General features: G+C 74.3%; 10 protein-coding genes. 4 read left to right on the top strand and 6 right to left on the bottom strand.

Features of this window, described 5'->3' with window-relative positions; all coding sequences use genetic code 11:
• Nucleotides 1-77: 77 nt before the first annotated feature.
• Nucleotides 78-986 carry a serine hydrolase gene (locus ACA514_RS05855; protein WP_375039966.1) on the bottom strand — a complete coding sequence of 303 codons (909 nt, stop codon included), beginning with the start codon at nucleotides 984-986 and terminating at the stop codon, nucleotides 78-80.
• Nucleotides 983-1,945 (bottom strand): LysR family transcriptional regulator, encoded by a 963-nt coding sequence (locus tag ACA514_RS05850; RefSeq protein WP_375039965.1) that lies wholly within the window; start codon nucleotides 1,943-1,945, stop codon nucleotides 983-985. Before ACA514_RS05850 ends, ACA514_RS05855 begins: the two co-directional genes overlap by 4 nt.
• A gap of 124 nt (nucleotides 1,946-2,069) precedes the next feature.
• Here ACA514_RS05850 and ACA514_RS05845 point away from each other — a divergent pair, with 124 nt between their 5' ends.
• Complete coding sequence (locus ACA514_RS05845) at nucleotides 2,070-3,728, top strand: penicillin-binding transpeptidase domain-containing protein (RefSeq protein WP_375039964.1); 1,659 nt, start codon at nucleotides 2,070-2,072, stop codon at nucleotides 3,726-3,728.
• Here ACA514_RS05845 and ACA514_RS05840 read toward each other — a convergent pair.
• On the bottom strand, nucleotides 3,706-4,737 hold the full coding sequence (locus tag ACA514_RS05840; protein WP_375039963.1) for a magnesium transporter CorA family protein: 1,032 nt from the start codon (nucleotides 4,735-4,737) through the stop codon (nucleotides 3,706-3,708). The genes ACA514_RS05845 and ACA514_RS05840 overlap by 23 nt on opposite strands.
• Nucleotides 4,738-4,786: 49 nt before the next feature.
• A complete protein-coding gene (locus tag ACA514_RS05835) occupies nucleotides 4,787-5,797 on the bottom strand; it encodes a LacI family DNA-binding transcriptional regulator (protein ID WP_375039962.1) in 1,011 nt (336 codons plus the stop codon).
• 113 nt (nucleotides 5,798-5,910) lie between these two features.
• Here ACA514_RS05835 and ACA514_RS05830 point away from each other — a divergent pair, with 113 nt between their 5' ends.
• Nucleotides 5,911-7,113, top strand: a complete 1,203-nt coding sequence (locus tag ACA514_RS05830; protein WP_375039961.1) for an MFS transporter — start codon at nucleotides 5,911-5,913, stop codon at nucleotides 7,111-7,113.
• A 20-nt stretch (nucleotides 7,114-7,133) separates the two neighbouring features.
• Here the strand turns inward: ACA514_RS05830 and ACA514_RS05825 are convergent, their stop codons facing one another.
• Nucleotides 7,134-8,930: a dolichyl-phosphate-mannose--protein mannosyltransferase gene (locus ACA514_RS05825; protein WP_375039960.1), complete on the bottom strand. Its 1,797-nt coding sequence runs from the start codon at nucleotides 8,928-8,930 to the stop codon at nucleotides 7,134-7,136.
• A gap of 76 nt (nucleotides 8,931-9,006) precedes the next feature.
• Between ACA514_RS05825 and rsmI the strand changes: the two genes are divergently transcribed.
• Nucleotides 9,007-9,846 (top strand): 16S rRNA (cytidine(1402)-2'-O)-methyltransferase, encoded by an 840-nt coding sequence (gene rsmI / locus ACA514_RS05820; RefSeq protein WP_375039959.1) that lies wholly within the window; start codon nucleotides 9,007-9,009, stop codon nucleotides 9,844-9,846.
• 167 nt (nucleotides 9,847-10,013) lie between these two features.
• A complete protein-coding gene (locus ACA514_RS05815) occupies nucleotides 10,014-10,334 on the top strand; it encodes a hypothetical protein (protein ID WP_375039958.1) in 321 nt (106 codons plus the stop codon).
• Between the two features lie 21 nt (nucleotides 10,335-10,355).
• Here the strand turns inward: ACA514_RS05815 and ACA514_RS05810 are convergent, their stop codons facing one another.
• Nucleotides 10,356-12,155, bottom strand: coding sequence for a hypothetical protein (locus ACA514_RS05810; RefSeq protein WP_375039957.1), 1,800 nt, complete (start codon nucleotides 12,153-12,155; stop codon nucleotides 10,356-10,358).
• Between the last annotated feature and the right edge of the window lie 229 nt (nucleotides 12,156-12,384).

Genomic DNA, 12,384 nt, shown 5'->3' with positions numbered 1-12,384 from the left:
GCTGGTTTAGCGGTCGGCCGGATCGGCGGTATCGGGTCGCCCACGTTCGGCCGCCCCGCGCGGGCGGGGCGCCGGGGTCAGCGGCGGCGCAGCGACTCCACGGCCAGCCGCGCCGCGGTGCCGATCACCGCGTCGGCCTCCGGCCGCACCGCGACCGGCAGCAGCGACCGGGTGAACACCGCGACCGCGTACCGGCCGCCGTCGGGGTACTCCACCACGCCGATCTCGTTGCGGACGGTCAGCAGCGTCCCGGTCTTCCCGCTGACCAGCACGTCGTCGTAGGGGAAGCCGGACGACAGCCGGTGCGGCCACACCTGGAGGCCGAACAGCCGGCGCATCGCCGCGCACCCGTCCGGGGGCGCCGCCTCGTCCCGCCAGACCGCGCCGAGCAGCCGGGTCATCTCGCGGGGCGTGCTGCGGCTCGTCCGGGCGGGGTCGAGGGCGCGCAGCCGGCCGATCATGCCGGGCTCGTCCAGCCGCGCCCACACTTCGGGGAACCCGGCCGCGTCCGCGTCGGCCAGCAGGTCGTCGAACAGCTGCCGGCCGCCGCCCGTCACCACCGTCTCGCGCAGGCCCAGCGCGGCGGCGGCGGCGTTGACCGCGTCCAGCCCGACCCGGTCCAGCAGGACGTCCGCCGACGCGTTGTCGCTCACCGTGATCATCAGGCAGGCCAGGTCGCGCAGCGACATCCGCACGTCGTCCAGCAGCGCCGAAACGCCGGTCGGGCCGGACGTGCGGTCCCCGGCGGGCAGCGTGACCTGCTCGGTCGGGTCGAGCAGCCCCTCGGCGGCCCGCCGGTGGAACGCCACCAGCAGCGGCACCTTGAACACCGACGCCAGCACCACCGGATCGTCGGCGCGGACCGCGACCTCCCGCCCGGTGTCGACGTCCGCCGCGTGCAGGAAGCCGGTGACCCCGGCGCCGCGGAACGCCGCCTCGATCCGTACGGCGGTGTCCCCGGCCACCGCGTCCCGCGTGCCGGTCATGCCAGGAACCCCGAGGACGGGCGGGCCACGACGCGGCGGGCGGGCGCGCCGTCCAGCGGCGCCATGCCGGCCTCGCGGCGCAGCACCTCGGTCGCGACGGCGGTGAAGTCGGCGATGGCGCGCTCGTGCTCGGCGTCGCGGGTGCGCCGCCACGCGCACGACGTCCGCCACGCCAGCGGCTCGCCGACCAGCGGACGCCACGTCACCCCGGCGGTGTCGTCGGTGCGCGGGACGAGCGCCACGGCCGTCCCGGCGAGGACCAGGCCCAGCGCGAACTGCGGATGCCGCGCCTCGTGCACGGCGCGCGGCGCGTACCCGTGCCGGCGGCACGCCGCCAGCACCTCGTCGTAGGCGCCCGGCGCCTCCTCGCGCGGGAAGACGACCAGGTCGCGCCCGCCGAGGTCGGCGAGGTGCACCTCCGGGGACGCGGCGAGGACGGCGCCCTCGGGCAGCAGCACCCCGACCGGCTGGCCGAGCATCGGGCCGAGCCCGAGGCCGCGCGAGTCGCACGGGTGCCGGACGATCCCGGCGTCCAGCGCGCCGTCGGACAGCGCGCGGACCTGCTCGGCCGTGCCCGTCTCGCGCAGGTCGAGCCGCAGGTCCGGGCGGCGGTCCCGGAACGCGGCGATCAGCGCGGCGACGATCGGGCCGCCGAGGTCGCTCGGCAGCCCGGCGCGCACGGTGCCGACCTCGCCGAGCCGGGCCCGTTCGGCGAGGGAGTAGACGCGGTCCACGCGGGTGAGGATGTCACGGGCGTCCTCCAGCAGCAGCCGGCCGGGCGCGGTCAGCTCCACCTTGCGGCTGGAGCGGTCGAACAGCCGCACCCCGAGCTCGCGCTCCAGCCGCTGGATCCGCTGGCTCAGCGGCGGCTGGGCCATGCCGAGCCGCTCCGCCGCGCGCCCGAAGTGCAGTTCCTCGGCCACCGCGACGAAGCAGGCCAGATGCCCGACGACGTTCACGACCAGAGACCATATCAAAACGCCTATCACTGCCACCTGGATATCAATCTTGGACATCCGGCCGTTCACCTGGTGTTCTAGGGCATCCGGCCGATGGCCGGTCCGGAAGAGAGGACACCCGAACATGCGCCGATCCCGTGTGGTCACCGTCGCCGCGGTCGCGGCCGTGGCCGTGCTCGTGGGGGCGGGAGCGGTGTGGTTCCTGCGGGACGGGGAGGGTCCCGGGGACGCCGCGAAACGCTACCTGGCGGCCTGGAGCCGCGGTGACTACACCGCGATGCGCGCCCTGACGGCCGATCCGCCCGCCGACTTCACCACCCGGTTCAGCCGGCTGCACGACGACCTCGGCGTCACCGCGCAGCGCTACACCGTCGCCTCCGTCGGCGACGCGAAGGGCGACAACGCCGGCGGCTCCTACACCGCCGCCCTGACCCTCGCCGGGAACCGCACCTGGAGCTACGAGGGCGCGCTGCCGCTCACCAAGCACGACGGCAAGTGGCGCGTCTCCTGGTCGCCCGAGGTCCAGTACCCCGGGCTGAAGGAGGGCCAGCGGCTGCGCGCCGCGCGCGCCTGGCCCGCCCGCGCCGACATCAAAGCGGCGGACGGCGGCAGCCTCGCCGGGTCGCCGTCCGGGTCCGTCCAGCAGCTCACCGGGCCGCTCGGGCCCGCGACGGCCGACGCCGCCGCCAAGCTCGGCGCCCCGTACCGCAAGGGCGACACCGTCGGCGCCGACGGGCTGCAGAAGCAGTACGAGAAGCGGCTCGCGGGCACGCCCGCCCTCGCCGTCCAGATCGTGGACGCCGGCGGCAAGGCGGTGAAGACGCTCAAGCGGTTCGGCGGCGCCGAGGGCGAGCCGCTGACGACCACCCTCGACCCCAAGGTGCAGGCCGCCGCGGGCAAGGCCCTCGGGGCCGCGGCCAAGCCCGCGTCGCTGGTCGCGCTCCGGCCGTCCACCGGCGAGATCCTCGCCGTCGCGAACAAGCCGGGCGGCTACAACCGGGCGCTGATGGGCCGCTACCCGCCGGGCTCGACCTTCAAGGTCGTCACCGCCGCCGCGCTCGTCGCGGGCGGCATGTCGCCGTCCACCAAGGTGCCCTGCCCCGCGACGACGACGGTCGGCGGCCGCTCGTTCCACAACTACCAGCACGAGAACTTCGGGACGATCGCGCTGCGCGAGGCGTTCGCGCACTCCTGCAACACCACGTTCGCGCGCCTCGCCGTGGACAAGCTGGGGGAGAAGCGGCTCGCGCAGGTCGCCGCGCAGTTCGGCTTCAACGCGCCGGTCATCGCCGGGCTGCCCGCCGTCCGCGCCTCGTTCCCGGACAACAAGGACGACACCGCCTTCGCCGCCGCCGCGTTCGGGCAGGGCGAGGTGCTGACCAGCCCGCTGAACATGGCCTCGGTCGCCGCTGCGGCGGCGAGCGGCGTGCGGCGCTCGCCCCGGCTGGTCGACGCGTCGCTGGCCGGGCAGGCCGTGGACGCGGGCGGGCGCAAGCCCGAGCCCCCGCACAAGCTGGAGCCGGCGGTGAAGTCGGCGCTGCACGCGCTGATGCCCGCCGTCGTCAGCGAGGGCACCGCGGCCGGGGTGGACTTCCCGTCCGGCACGGCCGGCAAGACGGGGACCGCCGAGTACGGGTCGGGGACGAACCCGCCGACCCACGCCTGGTTCATCGGCTACCGCGGCGACCTGGCCTTCGCCGTGATCGTCGAGGGCGGCGGCACCGGCGCCGAGGCGGCGGCGCCCATCGCCGCGGGCTTCCTCAGAGCCAGTCGCGGTACTTGAAGACGGCGTAGAGGCCCACGCTGCACACCACGATGATCACCGAGCTGACGATGAACCCCGAATGCGCGGAGAACCCCGGATACGGCACGTTCTGCCCGTAGAAGCCGGTGACCGCCGTCGGCACCGCGATGATCGCCGCCCAGCTGGTGACCTTCTTCATCACCTCGTTCATCCGGTTGCCCTGCAGCGCGATCCGGGTGTCCAGCAGGTTCGCGACGAGGTCGCGCAGGCTGTCGGTCCACTCGCCGACCCGCAGCGTGTGGTCGTAGACGTCCTGCAGGTACGGCGCGAGCGCCGGGGCGACCATCCGCAGGTCCCGGCGGAGCAGCGTGTTCACCACCTCGCGCATCGGCAGCGCGACCCGGCGCAGCGCCACCAGGTTCTTGCGCAGCCGGAAGCTGCGGCGCTGCATCTCGCGCACCGGGAACGACTCGTCGAAGATCATCGACTCGACCTCGTCGGCCTCGTCGTCCAGCGACTGCACCGCCTCCAGTTGCAGGTCGACGACCATGTCGAGCAGCCCGTACAGCAGGTAGCCCGCGCCGGTCTCGCCGATGTCCACGCCGGGGCTCGCGTCCCACCGCCTGACCAGCGCGTCGATGTCGAAGCCGGGGCCCTGCCGGACGGTGACCAGCGCCCGGTCGGCGAGGAACGCCGACACCTCGTGCAGGACCAGTTCGCCGTCCCGCACGTGCGGGACGTAGACGTTCAGGAACGCGTAGGCCTCGTAGCGGTCGATCTTCGCGCGCTCGTGCCGGGACACCGCGTCCTCGACCGCCATCGGGTCCAGCCCCAGCTCGTCGCTGATCACCTGGAAGTCGGCGCGCTGCGGTGCGCACAGGTCGACCCACACCACCGTGTCGTCCTGGTCGAGGTAGTCGCTGACCTCGGCGACCGGGAAGTCGTGCGCCTCCAGCTTCCCGCCGCGCCAGACCCGCGTGCGGGGCGGGGGGATCTCGGCCGGGCCGGCGGAGCCCGGCTCGGAGCCGGATTCGGAGGGATGCGCCATAGTGCCCCTTATACCCCTGCCCGGGGGAGATCACGGAGTGTCCGGAAGATCACAGCGGCAGGGGACCGCGCGGCGGCGCCGACGAACCGCGCACCACCAGCCGCCCGGGCAGCACCCGGGGCGCCGGACGGCCGCCGTCCAGCAGCTCCAGCAGCGCGGTCATGCCCTGCGCGCCCATCTCCTCGGCGGGCAGCCGGACGGTCGTCAGCTCCGGCTCCAGCGCGGTCGCCAGCAGCACGTCGTCGAAGCCGGTGACCGACACATCGCCCGGGACGTCCAGCCCCAGCGCCCGCGCCGCCTTGTAGGCGCCCGCCGCGATCAGGTCGTCGTCGCAGACCAGCGCGGTCGGCGGGTCGGGCCGCGCGAGCAGCCGGTGCGCCGCGTCCCGCGCCGAGGCGACGTCGATCGCGCACGCCGCGCGGGCCAGGGAGCCGCCGGGCAGCGCCGCGACCGCGACGGAGAGCGTCTCCGCGCGCGCCCGGAACGTCCACTGGTCGACGCCCGCCGCGACATGCCCGATGCGGCGGTGGCCGAGCCCGGTCAGATGGTCGGCGATCGCGCCCATCCCGTCCGCGACACCGAAGTCGACGGTCGGGACGTCGGCGTCCGGGCCGCTGTCGAGCAGCACGGCGGGCGTCCCCTGGAACCGCTCCAGCGCGGCGGCCGGCATCGAGGACGCCAGCACGCCGTCGATCGCCTCGTGCGGCGCCGGGAACGGGCTCTCGGCCGGGCCGTCCGCGTCGGCCGGCCAGGTGGATACCACGACGCCGAACCCGTGCCGCGCGGCGACCCGCGCCGCGCCGGTGTAGACGGGGCCGAAGAAGGGCGCGGACAGCGTCGGCACCATCAGCAGGACGGTCCGGGTCGTGCCGAGCCGCAGGTTCCGCGCGGCCGGGTTGGGCCGGTAGCCGAGCCGCTCGGCGGCGACCCGCACGCTGCGCGCGGTGGCGGGGGAGACCCGGCCGCTCCACTTGCCGCCGAGCACCAGCGACACCGTGGACTGCGAGACCCCGGCCTCCTGCGCGACGTCCTTACTGGTGGGACGGCCGGCCAGTGGCACCTCGGCCTCCCTCGCGGACGTCGGACACGGAAACAGACTAGAGCCGGACCCCGGTGAAGTGGTACGTATGACTCACGGGGTAATACGTATGACTGACGCGACGGGGACACGAAATGCGGGGCTACGTCGACTTCCTGCGCCGGCCGCACGCGGCGCGCCTGCTCGCCGGCACGCTGCTCGGCCGGCTGCCCAACGGCATGGCCGCGCTCGCCGTCGTGCTGCACGTGCGCGCCGACGGCGGCGGCTACCCGCTCGCCGGCACCCTCGCCGCCGTCCTCGGCCTGGCGATGGCCGCCGGCCAGCCCGTCCTCGGCCGCGCCATGGACCGCTACGGCCAGCCGCGCGTCCTGCTGCCCGCCGCCTGCGTCGCCGCCGCCGGATTCGCGCTGCTCGCGGCCGTCGGCGCGCGCCCGCTGCCGGTCGCGGTCGCCGCCGTCGTCCTCGCCGGGTTCGCCACGCCGCCGCTGGAGGCGGGGCTGCGGGCGCTCTGGCCGGACGTCCTGGACGGCCCCGAGCAGGTCGACGCCGCCTACGCCCTCGACGCCGCCGCCCAGGAGATCCTGTTCTCGGTCGGGCCGCTGCTCGTCGTCGCCGCCGCCGCCCTGAACACCGAGACCGCGCTCGTCCTCACCGGCCTGGTCGGCATCGCCGGCACCCTCGTCGTCGCCCTGTCCGGGCCGTCGCGCCGCTGGACGGGCGCGCCGCGCGCCGCCGACTGGGCCGGGCCGCTGCGCTCACCCGGGCTGCGCGTCCTGCTGACCTCGCTGGCCTGCGCCGGCATCGCGCTCGGCGTCTACGCGGTCGCCGTCGTCGCCTACGCCGAGCGGCTGGACAGCGGCATCGCGTCCGGGCTGCTCCTCGCCTGCATGGCGGGCGGCGCGCTGACCGGCGGCATCGTCTACGGCGCGCGCCGGTGGGAGGGCGACGCGCACCGGCGGCTGCCCTGGCTGCTCGCCGCGCTCGCCGCCGGATACGTGCCGCTCGTCCTCGCGCCCGGCCTGCCCGCGATGTCGGTGCTGGCGTTCGTCAGCGGCGTGTTCCTCGCGCCCGTGCTGGCCTGCAGCTTCACGCTCGTCGACCGGCTCGCGCCGGCCGGCACCGTCACCGAGGCGTTCGCGTGGGTCGTCGCGGCCGTCGGCGCGGGCGGAGCCGCCGGCTCGGCCGTCGCGGGCTTCGGCGAGAAGCTCGCCGGAGTGCCGGGCGCGTTCGCGGGCGCCGGGGTCGGCGGCGTCCTGGCCCTCGCGCTGTGCCTGCTCGGCGCACGGACGCTGCGTCCCGCCGCCGCCCGGCCCGTCCCGGTGCGCGTCCCCGGCTGACGTGAAGCCCGCCGCGGCCGTCAGATCCAGGACTTGAACCAGATCCGGGCGTGCCAGTCGTCGTAGGTGAGCGTCTGCGCCGCGAGGATCGGATAGAAGTAGGCGAAGTTCGCCAGCACCACCAGCAGGAACGCGCCCGCGGCGGCGGCGCCGACGAGCCGCCGCACCCCCGGCGGCAGCGGCTGCGGCACCGAGGACGGCACCGGCGCGACCCGCGCGCCGCCCGTCCCGTACGCCTCGTCCCGGAACCCGGTGTCCTGGAACCCGGTGTCCGGGAGAGTGGTGTCCTGGAGCCGGGTGTCCGGGAGCGTGGTGTCCTGGAACGCGGGTTCGGGGAAGGCGGCGCCGTGCTCGCCGGACGGGCGGGCGTCGGCGTCCGGCGACCGCCCGGACGCCGCCGCATGCGCGCCCACCAGCCCGGAGGCGGGCCCTATCAGGTACCCGAGCACCAGCACGACCGCCAGCACCATGAACGGGATCAGCGGCGTCGCGTAGAACAGGAACATCGTCCGCTCGTGGAACGCCGACGGGAACCAGGTCAGCCAGCCCGCGAGGAACCCCAGCAGGATCGCCCCGGCCCGCCAGTCCCGCAGCATCAGCCAGATGAACAGCACCACGACCAGCGCCGCCAGCGCCCCCCACCACAGCGCCGGCGTGCCGAGCCCGAGGATCTCCCGCGAGCACCGCGACGCGCCGCACGTCTTCGGCTCGGTGTAGAAGAACGCCACGGGGCGGCGCAGGATCGGCCAGTCCCACGGCCACGACTGGTACGGGTGCTTGGCGTCCAGGCCGGTGTGGAAGTCCAGCATCTGCCGGTGGTAGTCCCACAGTTTCGGCATCGCCTCGAACGGCCGCCACCACCAGTGGCCGGACGCGTGGCCGCGCCCCCACCCGCCGGGCTTGAAGATCCAGCCCGACCAGGTCGCCAGATAGCTGACCAACGCCACGACGACGAGCTGGACGAACGCGGGCGCCGCGTCCAGCAGCAGCGTCCCGGGGACCGGCTCGCGCACCCCGGCGGCGCGCCGCGCCCCGTAGTCCCAGCAGACCACCATCAGCCCGAACGCGGCGATGTAGAACACGCCGGTCCACTTGGTCGCGCAGGCCAGGCCGAGGCAGATCCCCGCCCCCCAGCGCCACCCGTGCGCCAGGAACGGCCCGTACACCGACGTCGCGCCCGCCTCGATCTTGTCGGCGAGGGCGTGCCTGGACCGGTCCCGGTCGTTCACCAGGCAGGCGAACCCGGCCAGGACCCAGAACATCACGAAGATGTCCAGCAGCGCGGCCCGGCTCGTCACGAACTCCAGCCCGTCCAGCGCCAGCAGCAGGCCGGCCGCGCAGCCGAGCAGCGTCGACCCGGTCATCCGGCGGGCGACCCGGCACAGGATCAGCACCGACAGCGTGCCGACGAGCGCGGGCACGAACCGCCAGCCGAACGGCGTCGCGCCGAACGCCCACTCGCCCATCGCGATCATCCACTTGCCGAACGGCGGGTGCGCGACGAACGAGGGGCCCTGCCCCCAGATGCGGGCGTGCTGATCGGCGATCAGCATCTTGTCGGCGTTGTCGACGGTGTTGTGCTCCCACCCGAACTTCAGCAGGGCCAGCGCGTCCTTGGCGTAGTAGGTCTCGTCGAAGACCACGGCCTTGGGCTGCCCGAGCCGGTAGAACCGCAGGTAGCCCGCGAAAAGCGTGACCAGCAGCGGGCCCAGCCAGCCCAGCAGCGCGCTGCCCGGGATCGCGGGGGCCAGCCACTCGCGCGGGGAGGGCGGCCGCCATCGGGACGCGTTCGCCGGAGCCAGTTCCGTCGTCGCCATCTCGCAATCGTAAAGCCGTCCCCGGGCCGTCCGGTCTGCCCCCGGCACCCGGTGCCCCTGGGAGGATGGGACCGTGATGGGGACTTTGCTGCTGGCGGCGGCGCCGATCGGGCGGCCCGAGGACGCGTCGGCGCGGCTGCGGGCCGCGCTGGCGGACGCGCCGGTGATCGCCGCCGAGGACACCCGGCGGCTGCGCCGGCTCGCCGGCGACCTCGGGGTGGAGCTCGCCGCGCGCGTCGTGTCGTACTACGACCAGAACGAGCAGGCGCGCGCCGCCGAACTGCTCGGCGAACTGCTCGCCGGGCGGGACGTGCTGGTCATCACCGACGCCGGGATGCCGGGCGTGTCCGATCCCGGGTACCGGCTGGTGCGCGCGGCGGTGGCGGAGGGCGTGCCGGTGTCGGTGCTGCCGGGGCCGTCCGCCGTCACGACGGCGCTGGTCGTGTCGGGCCTGCCGACCGACCGGTTCTGCTTCGAGGGGTTCCCGCCGCGAAAGAAGGGCGAGCAGGCGCGGCGGCTGGCGGCGCTGGCCGGCGAGCCGCGCACGATGGTGTTCTTCGAGTCGCCGCGGCGGCTGAAGGACACCCTGGACGCGATGGCGGAGGCGTTCGGCGCGGACCGTCCGGGCGCCGTCTGCCGGGAGCTGACCAAGACCTACGAGGAGGTCCGCCGGGGCGGCCTCGGCGAGCTGGCCGGCTGGGCGCGCGAGCGGGACGTGCGCGGCGAGATCACGCTCGTGGTCGGCGGCGCCCCGAAGCCCGCGGGGCTGTCGGACCCGGCCGACCTCGTCGCCGCCGTCGCCGCCCGGGAGGGCGCGGGGACCCCGCGCAACCAGGCGATCCGGGAGGTCGCCAAGGAGAACGGCGTGCCGCGCGGGACCGTCTACGACGCTGTCGTCGCGGCCAGGAAACAATGACCCCGGGCGGAACGGTCCATGAGGGGAATTCCGGGGAATAGCTCCATCGGTGGCCCGCGCTGGACCACTTGAGGACCGGCGGAGCCACCACGAACTGGCGACCCCGCGGCTCGGAGCCCGGCGCGAGCCGGGAGACGGCACGAGATGCCGCCGGTAGCGCGAAAGGCGTGACCGAGGGGGTGAGGGCCGTGCAGGACGCATGGTCGAGCCGTGAGGCATGGGTGTACGAGTGCCTGTGCTGTGAGACGACCTGGGACGAGGTGCTCGAGGTCCGTCATGTCGGGGACGGGCACGGGAACGAGGCCGTCATCTACCAGCGGAGCGGGCAGCCGTGCACGACGCCGTGGACGGACTGCCTGTGCCCCAAGTGCCAGAGCCGCAACGTCAAGGCGTGGGCCTCGACCCGCAAGGCGGGGGAGGTCCCTCCCGCCCGCGACGGGAGCGACGTGGCGATGGTGTTCCACCTCCGCCACATCCACGCCTGGTGACCCCGGCGGAGCGGGCGGCCCTCAGCGGGCCGTGACCTCCGGGACCTTCCGCCCGACGGGCTCGGACGGGACCTCCAGGTTCCCGGCCGGGCCCGGACGGCCGCGCAGGCGCCGCCACCAGCCGTCCAGCCGGTGCCGGACCTCCGGCGTGAACGCCATCCCCGCGGCCAGCGCCGCCAGCGGGACGCCCGGCAGCACGTAGCGGTAGTCGAACTCGGCGGTCGCCGCGGGCGCGAGCAGCAGCCCGGTCGCCAGCGTCCACGGCAGCAGCGCCTCGCCGCCGAACCGCCGCCACAGCGCGACCATGCCGCCGAGCCCGAGCAGCAGGACGCCGCCGAGCATCGTCCCGCGCAGGTAGATCGCGTCCTGGTAGCCGCGCACGACACCGGCGAACGGCTCGATCACGCGGGTGCGCGCGTCGCCGTGCTCGTAGCCGCGGGCCTCGCCGGACGCCGTCGAGTCGGCGTCCATCCGCCAGTCGGGCAGCGCGTTGCCCTTCTTGCCGAACTCGTACTGCGAATAGGTCGCCTTGTCCGGGAAGACCGTCCGGTCCCACCGGAACACGCGGAAGAAGTCGTGCGCGACGACCTTCAGATAGGCGCCGGGCTGGCCCAGAATGGCGCGCTTGGCGAAGTCGTTGCTGAGCTTGTTGTTCTCCGGGCTGAACCGCGTGCCGGGGAACCGGTTGAGCGGCGAGCTGGCGTTCCAGATGCCGTCCTGCGAATTCGGCAGCCGGTTCGCCGGCTCGGTGCACAGCGGGTACTCGCTGACCGGCAGCCCGTGCATCTTGTGGCAGTCGGCGAACTTGTACACCCGGGCGTACAGGAAGATCCCGTTGCTCTCGGTGATCGCGAACTTGCCGCTGTCGACCTTGTACCAGGTCATGTAGGACAGCACGGGCAGCGCGCAGGCCATCGCGGTGATCAGCATCATCCGCCAGCCGGTGCGCCTGATCAGCATGTACACCAGCACGCCGAGCAGCACCGGCGCGCCCACCGACCGGGTCAGCCAGGAGAACCCGACGATCAGCCCGACCGCCAGCGCGATCTTCCAGGACGGCCGGTCGTGCCACAGCAGCAGCGTCACCGCCAGCATCACCAGGAAGGTGAACGTGGTGTCGGACAGGACGAGGTGCTCCAGCTGGATCTGGTAGGCGTCGAACAGCACCGGCACCGTGGCGAGCGCGGCGCCCCAGCCGGGCAGGCCGAACTTGCGGCGCAGCAGCGCGTAGATCATCACGCCCATGGACAGGCCCATGAGGTGCTGGACGGCAGCGACCAGCGCGAAGCTGTGGAACGGCTTCAGCGCCCACAGCAGGAACGAGTAGCCGTCGGGCCGCAGCGGATGCGGGTACAGCCCCATCGCGACGTGCAGGTAGTCGAAGCTGTCGTTGAAGAACATCGCGGGCTGGTAGCCGACCATCACGACCAGCCGCAGCAGCGCCGCTGTGGCAATGATCACACTGAAGATCGGGTGGCGCCGGGCCAGCGCCCAGGACCGGGCGGCGCGCCCGCGGGCGTCGATGCGCCGGAGGGCTCCGCGGGCCCTGTCGGCGGGTGTCCGCTTCTTGCCGCCGGCCGGATCGCCCGCTTCGGCGGCCGACGCTCCGGACGGCCGCTCCGTCCGCACGGCGGAATCGGAGGAGGTCTCCGGATCCGCATCGGAAGACTTTTCGATCTCCGGTTCACCGGGCGTGTCGCGGGGCGTATCCGCGCCCGCCGCGACGTCCCCGTTCTCCGCCGTGACCTCGGCGCTCTCCGCCGTGCCGGCGTCCGCCGCGGTCCCCTTCGGCTCGGCACCGCGAGGCGATTCCGCCGCCACTTCGGCACCTCCCCTCCACCGCTGCCATCTCGGACCGCCGGCATTGCGTTCTCCGCCGCGCGTCACAGTCGCCCCACCCTTTCCGGGCCGCCATACCCGTATGCTTGACGTCCTAGCCTGCCGCCCGGTTCGCGGCGGAGAGGGTTTTTCGGTTGCAACTAGGCAACACGATACGGGTGCTCTTCTGGAGAGCGGCCACCATCACCCGTCCAGGGCAGGCATCATGAAC

The organism is Actinomadura sp. NTSP31, assembly GCF_041951385.1.
Classification (GTDB): domain Bacteria; phylum Actinomycetota; class Actinomycetes; order Streptosporangiales; family Streptosporangiaceae; genus Spirillospora; species Spirillospora napierensis.
This window is presented reverse-complemented; position numbering and strand designations above follow the sequence as displayed.